Origin of the sequence: Halobacterium bonnevillei (assembly GCF_009831555.1) — an archaeon.
GTDB lineage: Archaea > Halobacteriota > Halobacteria > Halobacteriales > Halobacteriaceae > Halobacterium > Halobacterium bonnevillei.
On sequence record NZ_WUUU01000063.1, the window covers coordinates 1 to 15,589 of the forward strand.

Below are 15,589 nucleotides of genomic sequence, written 5' to 3' on the forward strand. Positions count from 1 at the left end.
CGTGGTCGTCTCCGGTCTGTACGACGGCGCGGATGCGGTCCCCGGACGCGGACTTTCGCCGCGTCGTGCCCTCGAAGTGCTGGTCCGCGACCGAGATGCGAACCTGGTCCGCCTGCTGGAGGTCCGCCGGCGATGGTCACTGCAACAGCGACTGCTGCGACGGCGGCGGCGAACGGTTCGCTAACCGCCCAGAACAGCACGACGAAGCCGAGCATCGCCGCGTAGCTCGCAGCGACGTCGGCCCAGGTGAGGTGGTCGTCAGCGGTACGGCGTCGGGGGTCGGTGGGTGGGACAGGCATTGTGAGTCGGTAGTGTGGTGGTCGAATGGTCCTGGCGAGTGGCGCGGTGCTACGACGTGGGTTTCCGGGCTTCGATGGTTGCGGAGGCGACGAACGTCCCCGGCCGCGTATCGCTCCAGTCGGCGCCGTCGTCCTCGAGTTCGACGGACACGGCCTCGAAACCGGCCTCGGCGAGCAGTCCCTCCAGCGTGTCGGGCGCTGCTGCGCCGCCGACGCACGCGGCCACGGCGTCCGGGTCCTCGCGCACTGCGGCCGGAATGTCGTCGACGGCGACGAGGTCCGAGATGGCGAGTCTGCCGCCCGGCCGGAGGACCCGGTAGGCCTCGCGGAACGCGCGCGCCTTGTCCGGGGAGAGGTTGACGACGCAGTTCGAGATGACGACGTCGACGGACTCGTCGGCGACCGGCAGGTGTTCGATCTCGCCGAGTCGGAACTCGACGTTGTCGAGGTCGCTGTCCGCGGCGTTCTCGCGGGCGGTGTCGACCATCTCGGGCGTCATGTCGACCCCCACGACGCGTCCGTCCGGACCGACGGCTCGGGCCGCGAGGAAGCAGTCGAACCCGCCGCCGGACCCGAGGTCAAGGACGTCCTCGCCGTCCTCGAGGGCCGCGATGGCCTGCGGATTGCCGCAGCCGAGTCCGAGGTTCGCGCCGTCCGGTGCGGCCCCGAGGTCTCCGTCTTCGTACCCGATAGCGCGCGCAGCAGCGTCGGCACCGCCGCCCGCGTCCGAGCCGCAGCAGTCTGGCTCGCCGGCAGCGCCGTTAGCCGTCGGGACCCCCTCAGCGACCGTGGACTGGGAAGTGCAGCAACCACCGCTGCCCTCGACGACGGCCCCGTAGCGGTCGCGGACGGCGCCGCGGCGGTCGTCGGCGCCGGAGTCGACTGCGGTGTCGGTCACGCCCTCGCTGTCTTCGGTCCCGTCGCTGGAGCGGCGCTCACTCATGGTCCGGCCCCCGTGTCACGTCGAGCACGTCGAGCAGGCGTTCCGCCCGCTCGGTCGCGGAGTAGTACCGCCACCGGCCGTCCTTCCGGCGGTCGACCAGCCCGGCACTGAACAGCCGCGAGAGCGCCTGACTGACCGCTCCCTGGCTCACGCCCAGTGCCGGTTCGAGTTCGCAGACGCAGACTTCGACGTTCGCGTCGGCGATGAGCCGGAGCGCCTCGTATCGCGTGTCGTTGCCGAGCGTCGCGAGCGTCTCGACGTCGGCCGCGAGCTCGCGCTCCGAGAGGGCGTGCTCGACGGTACAGCAGCCGGGTTCCGGCCGATCCGTCGCGTCGGCGGCGTCGCCGCAACAGTTCTGTGACTCCATCTTAGTATTTGCTAATATTAGGCTACACTAATATAATAGTTTGGGTGACGGCGCTCGACCCTCGAACGCCGCTGTGCAGTCGGTGTTCGGCGTCGCAGTCGGCCGTGCGGTACGGACGAAACCGTCGACGCAGACGTCGCCGACGAACCGGTTCCCGAACACCGCGAGGAGAGACCCATCCTACCCCCTCGCTCACCGGGCCCGAGCACACACTTACCCCGCTCCACCTCGAACATTGACACGAGGCCGTAGCACAATGGCCCAAGACTCCGAATTACACCACCTGCGGGCCGGACTGGACGCACTGCCACCCGTCGAGCGCACCGTCGACGACGGTACGTTGCGTGAAACGCGACAGTTCCGGGGGCTGACGCTCGACCAGGCCGCGGGATACCTCGAGAGTCTCGGCGGCGAGCGAGTGGACGAACACCGCGTCGAAGGGGACGGATGGACGGCAGAGCTCTCGGCACGCCGCGTTCCCGTCGGACCATCCTATCGGCTCACGGAAGTTACCATCACGTGGACCGGCGACAGGGACGTCCTCGAACCGATCATCGTTCGATTCCGACTGAAAGCGTTCCGCGCACCCGGGTGACGTCGCCCTGGTCCTCCCCGCTGCACGCCGCGGGCAGTTCGGCGTTAGCCATGGGCGGGCCGTCGTGAACAACGACGGTTCGACGTCGTCGCTGTGCGGCGTTGCCACGTGGAGGCAGAATGCGCAGTATGAATGATGGACGGCCCCGGGTTGCCCGGTGTTCCCGCCCGGGTAGTCCCGGTCGCCTTCTCCACCCCGCGACCCTTCGAGCGACGAACGTTCGGTGCTCCGCTGCTCACTTCCGTGCCTGACGGAGTGGCACCGACGAACCGCGCCGACGACACCCCTGCAGGTGCGCGCCGCGGACCGCCGTCCCCGAAGGACGAGGCTTCCACGTTGGCTCCCGGGGCCCGGACAGGTCGACCGGACTCCCCAGGATTTCGGCCCCCGCTGATGACTATCTCGCGGGTGGAGGGCAGGGCCAAACCGCCCGGCCTAGTCCAGTTCATCGTAGACGATTCCCTCTTAAGGCCTTTTCGGGATGGACAGTTGTTATTTGGTACCGTGTATCGCGTTAACACTTTCAGCGAATCGCGGAAAGTGCCAGCCATGTCGGCGCTGACCGACCACTACGAAGCCCTCCGCACCGAGTTCGAGTACGACGACCCGGCGTGTGACGTCGGCTCCCTCGACGGCGCGCTCGTCGACCGGGCGTTCGCCGCGACCACCGACCAGGACGCGCTCCGTACGGCGGCCGACCGCGACACGCTGTTCGTCGCGAGCGCCGGACTGACCGGCACACCGCACGTGGGCACGGTCGCGCAGATGTACGCGGTCAAGCGCTTCCAGGAAGCCGGGTTCGACACGCAGTTCCTGATTGCGGACTACGAGAAGTACGCCGGCGGCGGCCGCGACCTCGACGTCGTCCGCGGTCTCGCCGACGACTACCGGGCGTTCCTCGACGCCATCGGCTACGAGGGTGCCGTGCGCACGCAGTACGAGGCCACGGATGTGATGCAGACGGCGTTCCGTCTCGGGCGGTACTTCGAGTTCGAGTCCGACCTCGAGTTCGACGTCGAACCGACGGCCTGGGTCGAGGACCTGCGCGCGGCCTACGAGGCAGACGGCATCGACAACGCGGATGCGGGCGAACGCACTGAGTTCGGTGCCAGGCTCACCGGACTGCTGTGTCTCGCCGACTTCGTCCACCCCACGCTCGCAGACGGCTACGACCAGACCGTGTTCGTGCTCGGCGTCGACGAGCACGCGCTCGTCCTCGCGAACGAACAGTACCTTGACGGGACGCCCTTCGATGCCGAATTCGAGGGGCTGTTCACCCGAATGGTCCCCGGCCTGAACGACTACCCGAAGATGTCCAAGACCATCCCCGGGTCGGGCATCCAGATGGACGTGCGCCCCGCCGAGGTGCGCCGCCTCGTCCACGAGACGGCCGACGACGACGCACCGCCCGCCGAATCCGCGGTCTACCAGATGCTGTGCCTGGTCTCGGAGTACGACGCCGATCGCCTCGCAGAACTGGCGGCGGCGTGTCGGCGCGGCGGCGAAGCGTGGGACGCCGCAGTCGCGGAGTACGCGGACTTCCTCGCGGACCTCGCCGCGGCTTGGCCGGACTCGTAGCCCGAAACCGGAGTCCGTGCGAGGATTGGGCCGCGCGAGGGAAACGGTCATCCCCCACGAACGTCTACTGGCGCTCATGGGATTCGGTTCGACCGCGAAGAAACTCCAGAAAGTCACGGAGATGGCGGACAAGCTCTACGAGCGCTTCGAGAAGCTCCGCGAGCAGGTCAACGACCTGACGGACACCGTCGAAGAGACCAACGACCGCGTCACCGACCTCGAAGTGGAACTGGCCGAGCAGCGCGCGCTCGTCGAGGCGCTGGCCGACCACCAGGGCGTCGACGTCGACGCCGTCATTGACGAAGCCAGGAGGGAGACACAGGCAGGCGCGGACGCCGACGGCGAAGCCGTCACAGATGCCGGCAGCGGAAGCGTGGATGGCAACGCCTAAAGAACGCCGGCAAGAATTTCCGGCCAGATGACCACCCACGGGAGGCCGCTGGACTCGGTGCTGGAGACCGTCGGTGAGACCCCGCTCGTGCGCGTCCACGCGTCGCCGGACGACGTCCCGGTGTACGCGAAACTCGAGTCGTTCAATCCTGGCGCGAGCGTGAAAGACCGCATCGGGAAGTACATGCTCGAAGCGATGCTGGAGTCCGGGGAACTCCCCCCGGGCGGCACCGTCGTCGAACCCACCGCGGGCAACACCGGCATCGGGTTCGCGGTCGCCGCCGGGCAACTGGACGTCGACGCCGTGTTCGTCGTGCCGGAGCGATTCAGCGTCGAGAAACAGCAACTGATGGCGGCGCTGGGCGCGGACGTCATCAACACCCCGACAGAGGCGGGCATGGAGGGCGCGATCGAACGCGCGCACGAACTCGCCGACGAACTGGACGACGCGGTCGTCCCGCAGCAGTTCTCCAACCCCCTGAACGTCGAAGCGCACTACGAGACCACGGGTCCCGAAATCCGTGACGCCCTCGACGGCGACGTCGGCGCACTCGTCGCGGGCTGCGGGACCGCCGGCACGCTCATGGGAACGGGCAAGCGCCTCCGCGAACACGTCCCGGACCTCCACGTCACCGCCGTCGAACCGACTGGGTCGCTGTACGCTACCACGAAGGGGCGGGACGTCGAGGAAGCTGAGTACAAGACCGAGGGCATCGGCACCCACGACCCCACGACGAACGAACTGTTCGACCCCGAATTCGTCGACGATGTCGTCCAGATTCCGGACCGCGACACCCACGCCGAGATGCAGCGGCTCGCCCGCGAAGAGGGGCACCTCGTTGCGTCGAGTTCCGCGGCGAACAGCCTCGCCGCACTCGACGTCGCCGAACGCGCCGCCGCCGGCGACCTCGACCTCCCCCACGACTGCGTGGTGACGGTGTTCGCTGACTCCAGCGAGCGCTACCTCTCGAAGGGCGTCTACGGCGAGTACGAGGAGTGGGAGGGCTAACGCACAACGGGACGTCCGGCGGTCACCCTCGGTTCGTCAGTCGTCTGTGCTCGACTTTCATGCACTTGTCCTGGACGACGCGTAGCCCCGCGTCCTCCGCGCGGGCGGCCGCGTCGTCGTCCCGGACGCCCAGCTGCGTCCAGACCGCCTTCACGTCGTCACGCTCCAGGGTTTCGTCGACGATGGCCGCCACCTCTTCGCTGGGCCGGAACACGTTCACGACGTCGACCTGTTCGTCGACCCCGGACAGCGAATCGTCGGCCTCCCGGCCGAACACCTCGTCGGCGTACGGGTTCACTGGAATCACGTCGTAGCCGTGCTCGCGGAGGTACGCGGGAACGTCGTGGGCGGCCTTCCCCGGCGTCGTCGAACACCCGACGACCGCGACGTGCTCGTAGTCTAGAATCTCCGCGAGTGCTTCGTCGTCGTCCACTGGCATGGTTCGTGGGTCAGTGTCGAGCGCGGAAAAGCCACACGTCGCGCAGAAGACCAAACGCGAAAACGCTACACGTCCAGAAGAACGAGCGAGGGAGCGACAAGCGGCGCTCACTCCCGCGTATGGACTCCCCGGACCGGGTTACAGGGTCCGCCAGTCCGTTCCGCCGTCGATGCCCAACAGTCGCGCCTCGAAGTCGCCCGCCTCGCTCTCGCGGACCGTGAGGATGCCGTCGAACAACTGCTTGAGCGTGCTGACCGTCTGCTCGTCGTGCGCGCTGGAGTCCACGACGAACAGGCCAAGCGCGTCCGCGCTCTGCACGCGTCCGGTGAACACGTGCAGGAATCGGAACACCGTCTGGAGGTCCGAGTACATCAGCAGCGTCGACAGCGAGTGCAGCAGAATCCGATTGCGGGTGAGGTTGCGCTGCTGGTAGAGCGCGCGCAACAGCTCCGAGAGCTCGATCCCGATACCGGTGAGGTCGACGGGAGAGGACGCGTACCGCACCAATTCGCTCTCCGTCGCAGTTCCCATGCCCTGCTGCTTGGTCACGCAGTCCACGACGGCGATGACCGGCTCCACGCCATCGACGTGTTCGGCGTAGTCCTCGATGATGCGGTCGGCGCTGTCCTTCGTCGTCACGACGATGACGCCCTCACCCTCGCTGGAGCCCCGCGCCAGCACGTCGAAGCCCAGCTCTCGCTTGCCGCTCATCGGCGGCCCCTCGACAAGGATGTTGGTCCCTGGGTCGACGTCGACGTCCGAGAAGACCGCGCCAAGCTCGTACATTACGCTACCCCTCGCATCCGGACCGCGACCGGGGGGTGGCGCACCGACGAGTGATACTCCCCCGTACTCATCTGGCCGAATGATATGCTGATTCGCTTATATTCCTTTTGATTGTATTATTACGCGACGGTCAGACGGCCCACGACGAACGCCGCAGCGGCGACGAACGTCCCCGCTTTCAACAGCTGCTGGCCAGCCGTCGGATCCTCGAAACTCCGGTACGCTGCTACCAGCATCAAGGCGTCCGCCGGCACGACGACCACCAGATACCAGACGCCGAACGTCCCGAGGTAGTAGGGGACCGGACTCGCCGCGACGGCGACCACGAGGAGCACCGCACCGAGTCCCAGCGCGCGGCGCGACCCGATTGCGATCGGGAGCGTGTTCAGTCCTTCCTCGCGGTCGCCCGCGACGTCCTCGACGTCTTTGATGACCTCGCGCGTGAACGTCGACAGCGCCGCCAGCACCGCGAGTACACCCCCTGCAAGCGGGTCACCGACGGCCGCCGCGCCGAACAGGAACGTACTCCCCACGAGATACGCCACCAGCGCGTTCCCCGCCCCCGGCAACCCCTTGAAGTACGTCGTGTACGTCACCAGGCCGACGAGGTTCACCGCCGCGATAGCCAGCGCCAACAGTGGCAACAGCGCCGCAAGTACTATCGCACCCACGAACAACGCGACACTGAACGCCAGCGCGCCGCGCGGCGACACCGCCCCGCGCGGAATCGGGCGTTCGGGTGCGTTGATCGCGTCGATCTCGCGGTCGAAGTAGTCGTTGATCGCCATTCCCGCGCCGGTCGCCAGCCACGTCGCGCCGACCGCCGCCGCCGTCGCCGCCGACTCGTCGAACGCCCCACCGGCAACGAACGCGCCGATGAACGTCAACGCGCCCGCAGCCACCGTGTTCACCGGGCGCGTCAACTCCAGCAGTCCCCGCGCAGTAGCCGCCAAGCCCATGCACCCGCCTACGCACACCCCACGGAATAAACGAGTCGGTTACCGCCGCCCCGCGAACCACGAGGTTTAAAACTACCCCCCGTCTATCAACGTCCGCGGGCGCTTAGCTCAGCTTGGACAGAGCACTTGGCTTCGGACCAAGATGCCGCGGGTTCAAATCCTGCAGCGCCCATTCGTTCTTCGAACGATTGAAATCCGACAGACAACGGTAAACCGCTTATAAATCGACTCTGGCTGTCAGAGTTGATTTCGTTCGATGAACGACGGGGCCCGAGCCGGTCGTGAATTCTCCCGGTATCTCGCAGATTGAATTGCGCGACCGGTGCAATTTCTCGGAACGCAAGGTGAGCAAGACTGCGAGTTCTCTCGAAGAGCGCGGCTTGTTGTACCGGGAACGGCAGGCTCGGGCCGGATGAGCGAGTGACGGGGAGCCTCGTCCGACAAAACGCCCGCCCAACGGCTGCCCCGCGGGACCAAACCATCGATCCCACAACGGGGTACGATACGTGATGGAAGACACAATACAGGCGTCAGTCGCCGGTGAGTTCGACGACGTCGTCGACGCGACGAATGCTGCACTCAACGATGAGGGATTCGGTGTCGGCTGGGACATCGATATCCAGGCGACACTGAAAGAATGTGAGAGTGAACACGCCACGAACGTATCTGACTGACTGCAGCGACTGCAGTTTCGGCAACTGTTGGCTGAATTTCAGGAGGTACCGTTGTGCTCCTCGGCGTCGAATACGTGGGGTTGCGGGAGCGGTCAACAATGGCGTCAGAACAAACGATCCAGGAGATCGAGGAAACGCTCGGCCAAGTACCAGGCTTTCTGGAACTCCCCGCGGAGCCAGCAAGCGACCACAGTTGGGCCATCTTTCGAGACCTCGTTCTCGGAGAGACCGAACTGTCCCCACGGGAGAAAGCGCTCGTCGGAGTCACTGCAGCAGCCGTGATGAATTGTCCCTACTGCACCTACTTCCACACGGAAGAAGCACGACTGGCAGACGTGACCGAGGACGAACTCGAAGAGACGGTCACCGTCGCCAGCAACACACAGTACTTCTCGACACTGCTACACGGGAACGAGTACGACCACGACGAGTTCGTTACCGAGACGGACGAGATCTTCGAGTACATCAGAGAACAGGAGGCGGCTGCGGGAGACGACTGACCCAATTGAACGAGAGAAGACGTAGCTCGTGCGGAGTGAGCGCTGACTGATCCATCTTCTTTCACGTCGTTCGATTCTCGGCCGCTCTCTCGCGAGGAATGAGCGAGCGTGACACCGGCGTCGACACCGCCATCCCGGTAGTGACCATTCCTGGGTCGTTGAATTCGAAGGTGTGTGGCCGTTCTTGATAGACAGCGCGGTAGACCACCCGTTCTGTTCGTTCCATCATTGGCCGCCCCACGCCTGGGCGTACGGGTCGTTCGGTAGTCCAACCAGACCCCAGTTCCACAGAGGTAGCTGCGCCGACAGGCCGACTACCTGTCAGGAGAAAATTACATCGAAGAAAGGAGTTCTCGTCACGGAACACGACGCAACAAAAACGGAGGTCGTGCCGTGTGAGCGGATGCAAATGAAGTGCCGAGAACGCCCGCCCGCGCTACTCGGGCGCAATATAAACTTTTACAACAATCATCCCGGAATGGCGTTTGTGGCCCGCCAGCAACTAGTTTCATCGTGGAATCGATACCGCTCGATTCCGATCGTCTATCGCATCGGCGTCGCCTTCGTCCTGGGTTCACTACTCGGATTGGCAGTCGGCCAGCCGGCGGCCAGACTCAGACCGCTCGGAGACCTATTTGTCAGGTTACTGAGCATGCTCATCGTCCCCATCGTCGTGTTCACCTTACTGATGGGGGCGCGTCGGCTCTCGCCGGCCAACCTCGGGAAAATCGGCGGCCAAGTCGTCGGCCTGTACGCCGTCACTTCGGCGCTCGCCGTCGGAATCGGTCTGATCGTCGCAAACCTGATCAACCCCGGGGAGGCGCTGCAGTTGACCGACGGCGACGCGCAGAGCGCGACACCACCCTCGCTTACCGAGGTCGTGTTGGGCATCGTGCCCGAGAACCCCATCGCCGCGATGGCGAACGGGGACATTCTCCCCACAATCTTCTTCGTCATCGTGTTCGGCATCGCGTTGGCGCTCGTCGAAGCGACGACTGACAATTCGGACGTCGAGCGCGGGGTCGGACTGTTCTACGACCTCGCCGAGTCCGGCGCCGAGGCGATGTTCAAAGTCGTCTGGGGCGTCATGGAGTACGGTGTCATCGGCGTCTTCGCACTCATGGCAGCCGTCTTCGGCGAGGCCGGGGTCGACGCCATCCTCCCGTTCGCGTTACTCATCGCGACACTCCTGGTGGCCGTGGTCGCTCACATCGTCCTCGTCCATCTGCTCGGCATCGTCGGCGGACTGGTCGGGGGCTCTCCACGTGGGTTCCTCAACGGGTCCAAGGAGGCGCTCATCACGGCACTCAGCATCCGTTCGTCGAGTGGAACGCTCCCCGTCACGATGTCCAACGCGGACAAGAACCTCCACATCGACGAAGAAGTGTACAGCTTCAGCCTCCCGCTCGGCGCCACCATCAACATGGACGGGACGGCACTCTATCAGGGCGTCGCGGCCGTGTTCGCTGCGAACCTCGTCGGCGTTCAGCTGTCGATCGCCGAGCAAGTAATCGTGGTTCTCGTCGCAGTTCTGGCCAGCATCGGGACGGCCGGGGTGCCGGGGGCGGGACTGATCATGCTGACGCTCGTGTTACGACAACTCGGCCTCCCGCTGGAGGTCGTCGGGTTCGTCGCCGGCGTGGACCCGATTCTGGACCGGTTGCGCACGATGACGAACATCAGTGGCGACCTCGCCGTCACGAGCTACGTCGCCAAGCTCAACGACGGGATCGACCTCGGTGCAGGATCGTGGGTCGGCGAGGCGACCGATTCGTTCGACGACTGAGCACAGCCCGAATTCGTAGAGCAGACCGCTCGATTTCGTCACGCGGCGACCCAGCACCCTTCGTCTGGGTCGGATTCGCTGACGTCGGCCGAATGACGAGGATAGTGACCGGTCAGGGATTCAGTGTCGGGACGGCCGAGACGCTACCGGACACTCAGCGCTCGAGCTGTTCGCCCGAAGTATTGCAGGAGTTGTACAATAGCGTTATGCCGCTCGAGCACGTAGCAGGGCTCGTTCGATGACAGAACCCGAGCGCGGTGAGCCAACCGACAGCGGGAACTCCGCCGGCAGGCCCACTGGGATTCGGTCCCGCGACCGAGCCGAGACGGTATTCGCGAACGGAGCTCTGGCGCCGGTCGAACCCGTCGAGTGTGGCGTTCGTGCATCCACACGGCTGGCACTCGGCCCGGTCACACAGGTCGCCCCTGGGGCACGCCACAGTGGTGTCGGACCAGACGCGCGACCCGTCCGAGTGACCAGTCCACGTTGGGCCCGCGGGACGCGGACAGATCGTTGGCCGGCCAGCACCGGACGCAATCACGGTTCCAATTCGGGACGGCAGTCCGCGACCGGCGAACCGGCTCGCACGGCAGTACTCGGCGAGTGGCGGGACTCCGGAGGCACGAATCGTGTCTGAGGAGGGGTCATTCGACGTCGAAACAGTCGCACGCGTTTGGTCCGTCGGCCTGCAGTGGCCCTGGGCGGTACTTCTGGTGGTAATGCTAGGCGGCAACTTCCTGTTCGCAGCCGACCAGACTGTTCTGGGCATTGCCGTTTTGGTCGCCGGCCTGGGAACAGCTGTCGCCGGCGTGCGGACCGTCAACCGACACAGTGCGGATGCGCTCGCCGACGGCACGCGGAACGTCCGTCGTGCAGTGGCGGCTGAACTCGACCGGGATGACGCGTCCACCAGCTACTCGCTAGCGGCCGGCTCCGGTTCCGTGTACGGCCTTCACTGTTCGAAGCGGTACGACCTCACCGTCGTGACCCTCGGTGAGACCGCATTGACGGTTCATCACGACGCCGCGGTGAACTTGCTCAACACGACCTGGACTGTGGGGGACCAAACTGAGCAGATCCCGTACGAACGCATCACGTCCGTGACCGAGGAGGACGGGACGCTCCGGATGGAACTCGTCGACGGGGAGACGAAATCGCTCCCCACAGACGAACGACCGGGCGAGCTGCTGGCGAGCCTCAGTAATCGACTCGAGGACAGCGACACGCCGGGAGTGGGACCTACCCTTTTGCCGAGCGCCGCGAAAGAGTAGGTATGTCCGAACCGTGGATCCAACGACACTGTCCGGACTGTGCTGATCAGTGGGCAGCGAATCCGGTCACCCTCCCCTCGCCCGACGAGGAGTTTCAATGCCCACACTGCGGTGCTCGACGCCCGGTTTCGGAGTTCGTGCGAGCGAAACGCGACCTCGAAGTCCACGGGGAGTTCCACTCCGAGTGACGTCGGCTTCCGGATCGGAGATTCCGTCCCGGACCGCGGTCCCGCTGGGGTTCAAAAACGCGTGACGTGCGAGTAGTGAGTATCCGCTGGAGGTCTACCACTGACGCGCAACGTCGAAGTGCGCATCGTCCCACCCGGAGATGACGCTCATCTGCGGGAGGCCTGGGCGGTAAAAGAGCGAATCCGCCGTTCGGACGGCGTGCTCGAACAGACGCGAGCGTACTTCGAAACGGAGGACCGCCGACAGACCGCCTACCTGCTCCTGTCACCGAATGGTCGGGACGCGGTGGTCGCGTTCGGCGTGATTCGCGAGGACGGATACCTCACGCTGTTCACGGTCGCTCCCGACCACCGGCGCCAGGGGCTCGGAACCCGACTCATGGCGGCGCTCACCGACGACTACGACGCAATCACCCTCCACACGCGGGCGACCAACCGGGAAGCCATCGAGTTCTGCGAGCACACCGGATTCAGCGTCCAGCGCCGCATCGAAGACTACTATCGGGGCGGAACCGACGCGCTGGAACTCGGGTTCGAACGCGACCGGTCGAACTGAGTGACACCGACGTCGGTCACCGCTGCCACCCTCCGACGAAGAAACGGTGCGGTCGGGGAGGCGACTGCCGCCCGGCTTCGCCCGACCGGCACACAGCCGGTCAAGCGAGCGCGACGCTGAGGCCAGTCTCGTTTTCGACGTTGTCGGTCACCGGACACCGGTCTTTCACGGCTGCAAGCATCGCGTCGAGGTCGGCGTCGTCGTCGGCGGCGACCGACAGCGTAACCTCGAGTCCCTGGAGGCCCGGACGGTCGTCGCTCTCCTCGCCCCGATAGGCCGCGTAGTTCAGGTCTGACTCGACGGTCGCCTCCAGTGACTGGATGTCGATGTCCATGTCTCGAGCGACCATCGTCGCGGTCGAGTTGAGACACGCGAGCGCAGACCCCAGGAAGTATTCGACTGGATTCACGTCCTTCCCGACGACGAACGCTGCATCACCGGTGTCGACGCGGGTGCGTTTCGGACTGACGCGCGATGCGCTGACCTCGTAGTGAGTCAGTTCGGAATCGCCCATATTGTAGTGTCTCCGGCCCCGACGGAAGCCGTTTCGGTTCCGGCACACGATTCGGGCGACCGAGCGAATCAGAACAGCCGCCAGACCAGCGAGCGGAGCGTGTCTCCGAGCGTGCCGTCCCGTGACCCGTTCCAACCGTGTATCCCACCGGCCAGCGTGCTCGCCTCGTAGCCCCTGCCGAGAGCCGGTCGTCGAGTTCCGCCGGACGAATCCCAGGCATCGACTGGACGGCGGTCGAATCCCCGGCATTGACTGGACGTACTGTGACGAGCGCGCGAATCTCCGGAGATTGCTTCCCGGTCAGGTCCGCTTGCGTCCCGAACGCCGCGGAGTCGAGGAGCGACGTCCGCGTTCAGAACCGAAATCCTTCCCCTTCCACGCCATCGACGGCAACGATGCACTGGCGACGTTCGCCACGGCGGTGAGCGAGTTCGACCCGGAGAACACTGCCGGCCACAACCGGGAGCCACCCGCACTGACGGCTCCGGCGGCGACGCCAGAATACGACGCGCGACCCCGAACAGCGACTTCTCATGCGGTAAGAACGAAGGGGTTCTGTTAAACGCTGCAACATAATACGTCGACGTAGGTGGCGAGTTGTGACCAAGAATTCCCCAGCACGATACGAGAAGGCGCGTGAACTGACTGCCGACTCTCCGACGCTCATCGAGGGGCTCCCCGGACTGGGGCTCGTCGCGTCGATAGCCGTCGACCAGATCACGAACCAACTCGGGTTGGCCCAGCACGGAACGATCATCTCGGAGGACGTCCCCTCTGTCGCGGCGTTCGACGAGGGTCGGGTACGTGACTCCATCCGGGTGTACGCGGGCGAAGACCCGGACGTGATGACGCTGCAGAGCGACGTCCCGATTCCCCCGAACGCGGTCGATTCGCTGAGCCAGAGCGTGATGAACGACGTGGCCGAGGAGTTCGAGCGCGCCGTCTTCCTCGCTGGAGCGCCCGCGAATTCCGAAGCGGCTGTCGGCGAGGTTTTCGGCGTCGCCACGAACGACGACCTGGAGGACGCGCTCACCGAGGCCGGAATCTCGCTGGCGGAAGGGTCCGGTGTCATCGGCGGCGTGACCGGTGCCCTGGTGGAGGACTGCTACCACAACGACGTTCCGGCGGCGGTACTCGTCGTGCGTTCCAATCCGTACATGCCGGACCCGAAGGCCGCCCGAATGGTCATCGAGGAGGCCCTGGAACCACTCGTGAACTTCGACATCGATACGGAGGAGCTCCGCGAGCAGGCCGAGCAGATCCAGCAGCAGAAACGACAGATCGCCGAACAGCTCCAGCAGTTCCAGCAACAGCAATCCCAGGACCAGCAACCACAGACTCCCGGGATGTACCAGTAACTCCCGAGGCGACCTCGCTCGGCTGACGGGGAGATCGAGAGTTCGAGGTCCGATGCGTTCGCTGTTCCTCCTTCGAACTCCCGGCGGATCCGGGTGACAGCAACACCGACGGGTCCGCGCCCACGGGTCCGCGTCATCGTTAAGGCCACAGCTCCCGACTGACAGGTATGGAACACATCGCGCACCGGGGGTGTGCCCGGCAGTTCCCGGAGAACACGCGGCGGGCGGTCCGGTCGTGTGCGGCCCACGTCGACCGAATCGAACTGGACGTGCGACGGTGTGGGTCCGGCGAACTCGTCGTCCATCACCGCGACGACCTCGCCGCGAAGACCGACGCGGAGGGGAGCGTGCACGAAACCAGCCTGGACGCGCTCCGGGGCGTCGACGTGCTGGGCACGGGGTCGGGAATTCCACGACTGGCGTCGCTGCTCGACGACGTGCCGCCGGACGTGGAGCTGCAACTCGACCTCAAGCACGGCGGCCTGGCGGCGGACGTCGCGGACGTCGTAGCCGGACGCGAGCACGACGCGTTCGCGTGTTCGGCCGACGCGGACGTCCTGGAGCGGGTCCGCGAGACCGGGCTCCCGTTGGGGTACGTGTCGTTCACGTACTTCGAAGCGCGCCCCGTCTCGGACGAGGAAGTCGCACGCCTCGACTACGGCGACGTACTCGAGACGGCGGCGGCCCTCGGCTGCGAGTTCGTCGAAGCCCCGCACGAACTCTGCGTGCAGGCGGACTTCGTCGCGGACGCTCACGATACAGGCATGGACGTCGTGGCGTGGCCGATCGCGACGGCGGAGACCGCCGACGCGGTTCGCGACGCGGGCGTGGACGGATTGATGCTGGACCGCTACGACGTCACGTGACGACGATGCGACCGAGACACCGAACCTGGCTGGCGGCCGCCGGCGCGGGGACGACGGCGTTCCTCGCGGTCACAGTGCTCGTCATCGAGGTGTTGGCGTTCGAGTTCGCGGCCGTCGTCGGCGTCCCAGCGGGACTGCTCGCCGGCCTGGTCGCGCACGGACTGCTCCTCCGGTACTACCGCGAACTCGGCGTCCGTGGGCGACGGGCGACGGACGCCATTGCGGGGTTCGGGTACGCCGTCGTGGTCGTTGCGGCCGTCACCTACGTCGACCCCGCGGGACTGGGGTCCGCGCTCACGCTCGAAGCCAGCGCCGCCCTCGTCGTCGCTGGCGGCGTGCTCGCGTGGGTCACGTCCGACGTACTAGACCGACGGGAGTCGACCAGAACGGACACGTAGACAGGTACGCCGAGAACGGGACTTCGGTCGAGACGCGACCGTTCGCGTGCGCTGTCGGGGGTCGCTGCGTTAGCTCGCGAGCGCGAGGACGGCGCCGGTCAGGGCGCCCCAGG

At 65.8% G+C, this 15,589-nt stretch carries 19 protein-coding genes, 1 tRNA gene, 1 other RNA gene and 1 pseudogene; 14 read left to right on the plus strand and 8 right to left on the minus strand.

Annotated elements, in window-relative coordinates; translation table 11 throughout:
• The 3 genes from GRX66_RS19915 to GRX66_RS09295 form a co-directional block, all read right to left on the minus strand.
• Positions 1-299 (minus strand): hypothetical protein (locus GRX66_RS19915; protein ID WP_233745408.1); only part of this gene is annotated, 299 nt, incomplete at its 3' end.
• Between the two features lie 49 nt (positions 300-348).
• Positions 349-1,242, minus strand: coding sequence for an arsenite methyltransferase (gene arsM, locus GRX66_RS09290; RefSeq protein ID WP_159526307.1), 894 nt, complete (start codon positions 1,240-1,242; stop codon positions 349-351).
• Positions 1,235-1,609 carry an ArsR/SmtB family transcription factor gene (locus GRX66_RS09295; protein ID WP_159526308.1) on the minus strand — a complete coding sequence of 125 codons (375 nt, stop codon included), beginning with the start codon at positions 1,607-1,609 and terminating at the stop codon, positions 1,235-1,237. Before GRX66_RS09295 ends, arsM begins: the two co-directional genes overlap by 8 nt.
• 256 nt (positions 1,610-1,865) lie before the next feature.
• Between GRX66_RS09295 and GRX66_RS09300 the strand changes: the two genes are divergently transcribed.
• Positions 1,866-2,204: a hypothetical protein gene (locus GRX66_RS09300; protein WP_233745411.1), complete on the plus strand. Its 339-nt coding sequence runs from the start codon at positions 1,866-1,868 to the stop codon at positions 2,202-2,204.
• A gap of 133 nt (positions 2,205-2,337) precedes the next feature.
• Here GRX66_RS09300 and ffs read toward each other — a convergent pair.
• Positions 2,338-2,650: signal recognition particle sRNA (ffs, locus tag GRX66_RS09305), an RNA gene on the minus strand.
• A 103-nt stretch (positions 2,651-2,753) separates the two neighbouring features.
• On the opposite strand from ffs, the gene GRX66_RS09310 reads away from it, so the two are divergent.
• The 3 genes from GRX66_RS09310 to GRX66_RS09320 all read left to right on the plus strand — a co-directional run bounded on the left by GRX66_RS09310 (position 2,754) and on the right by GRX66_RS09320 (position 5,181).
• Entirely contained in the window at positions 2,754-3,782 is a 1,029-nt protein-coding gene (locus GRX66_RS09310) for a hypothetical protein (protein WP_159526309.1), read from the plus strand.
• 76 nt (positions 3,783-3,858) lie between these two features.
• Complete coding sequence (locus tag GRX66_RS09315; protein WP_159526310.1) at positions 3,859-4,173, plus strand: DUF5798 family protein; 315 nt, start codon at positions 3,859-3,861, stop codon at positions 4,171-4,173.
• Between the two features lie 27 nt (positions 4,174-4,200).
• On the plus strand, positions 4,201-5,181 hold the full coding sequence (locus GRX66_RS09320) for a PLP-dependent cysteine synthase family protein (RefSeq protein WP_159526311.1): 981 nt from the start codon (positions 4,201-4,203) through the stop codon (positions 5,179-5,181).
• A 22-nt stretch (positions 5,182-5,203) separates the two neighbouring features.
• Here GRX66_RS09320 and GRX66_RS09325 read toward each other — a convergent pair whose 3' ends face one another.
• The 3 genes from GRX66_RS09325 to GRX66_RS09335 form a co-directional block, all read right to left on the minus strand.
• The gene (locus GRX66_RS09325) at positions 5,204-5,620 is read right to left on the minus strand and encodes a CoA-binding protein (protein WP_159526312.1); all 417 of its coding nucleotides are present in this window, start codon (positions 5,618-5,620) and stop codon (positions 5,204-5,206) included.
• A gap of 138 nt (positions 5,621-5,758) precedes the next feature.
• The gene (locus GRX66_RS09330; protein WP_159526313.1) at positions 5,759-6,406 is read right to left on the minus strand and encodes an RAD55 family ATPase; all 648 of its coding nucleotides are present in this window, start codon (positions 6,404-6,406) and stop codon (positions 5,759-5,761) included.
• Positions 6,407-6,525: 119 nt separating this feature from the next.
• Complete coding sequence (locus GRX66_RS09335) at positions 6,526-7,365, minus strand: geranylgeranylglycerol-phosphate geranylgeranyltransferase (protein ID WP_159526314.1); 840 nt, start codon at positions 7,363-7,365, stop codon at positions 6,526-6,528.
• A 97-nt stretch (positions 7,366-7,462) separates the two neighbouring features.
• On the opposite strand from GRX66_RS09335, the gene GRX66_RS09340 reads away from it, so the two are divergent.
• From GRX66_RS09340 to GRX66_RS09365, 7 genes and pseudogenes are all read left to right on the plus strand, one after another.
• Positions 7,463-7,537: transfer RNA gene (locus GRX66_RS09340), tRNA-Arg, on the plus strand.
• Positions 7,538-7,874: 337 nt separating this feature from the next.
• Positions 7,875-8,003, plus strand: a pseudogene (locus GRX66_RS09345) (DUF302 domain-containing protein); the annotation flags it as partial.
• 134 nt (positions 8,004-8,137) lie between these two features.
• Positions 8,138-8,539: a carboxymuconolactone decarboxylase family protein gene (locus GRX66_RS09350; protein WP_159526323.1), complete on the plus strand. Its 402-nt coding sequence runs from the start codon at positions 8,138-8,140 to the stop codon at positions 8,537-8,539.
• Between the two features lie 487 nt (positions 8,540-9,026).
• Positions 9,027-10,325: a dicarboxylate/amino acid:cation symporter gene (locus GRX66_RS09355; protein ID WP_394351517.1), complete on the plus strand. Its 1,299-nt coding sequence runs from the start codon at positions 9,027-9,029 to the stop codon at positions 10,323-10,325.
• Between the two features lie 629 nt (positions 10,326-10,954).
• Positions 10,955-11,596 (plus strand): hypothetical protein, encoded by a 642-nt coding sequence (locus GRX66_RS09360; RefSeq protein WP_159526317.1) that lies wholly within the window; start codon positions 10,955-10,957, stop codon positions 11,594-11,596.
• Between the two features lie 2 nt (positions 11,597-11,598).
• Complete coding sequence (locus GRX66_RS20950; RefSeq protein WP_449271466.1) at positions 11,599-11,784, plus strand: DUF7836 family putative zinc-binding protein; 186 nt, start codon at positions 11,599-11,601, stop codon at positions 11,782-11,784.
• Positions 11,785-11,983: 199 nt separating this feature from the next.
• Complete coding sequence (locus GRX66_RS09365; protein ID WP_159526318.1) at positions 11,984-12,340, plus strand: GNAT family N-acetyltransferase; 357 nt, start codon at positions 11,984-11,986, stop codon at positions 12,338-12,340.
• A 100-nt stretch (positions 12,341-12,440) separates the two neighbouring features.
• On the opposite strand, the gene GRX66_RS09370 is transcribed toward GRX66_RS09365, so the two are convergent.
• Complete coding sequence (locus tag GRX66_RS09370) at positions 12,441-12,854, minus strand: OsmC family protein (protein WP_159526319.1); 414 nt, start codon at positions 12,852-12,854, stop codon at positions 12,441-12,443.
• A gap of 599 nt (positions 12,855-13,453) precedes the next feature.
• Here GRX66_RS09370 and GRX66_RS09375 point away from each other — a divergent pair.
• The 3 genes from GRX66_RS09375 (at position 13,454) to GRX66_RS09385 (ending at position 15,476) form a co-directional block, all read left to right on the plus strand.
• Positions 13,454-14,212 carry a proteasome assembly chaperone family protein gene (locus GRX66_RS09375; RefSeq protein WP_325064029.1) on the plus strand — a complete coding sequence of 253 codons (759 nt, stop codon included), beginning with the start codon at positions 13,454-13,456 and terminating at the stop codon, positions 14,210-14,212.
• A 167-nt stretch (positions 14,213-14,379) separates the two neighbouring features.
• Complete coding sequence (locus tag GRX66_RS09380) at positions 14,380-15,078, plus strand: glycerophosphodiester phosphodiesterase (protein WP_159526320.1); 699 nt, start codon at positions 14,380-14,382, stop codon at positions 15,076-15,078.
• Between the two features lie 5 nt (positions 15,079-15,083).
• Positions 15,084-15,476, plus strand: coding sequence for a hypothetical protein (locus GRX66_RS09385; protein ID WP_159526321.1), 393 nt, complete (start codon positions 15,084-15,086; stop codon positions 15,474-15,476).
• The last annotated feature ends 113 nt before the right edge of the window (positions 15,477-15,589 follow it).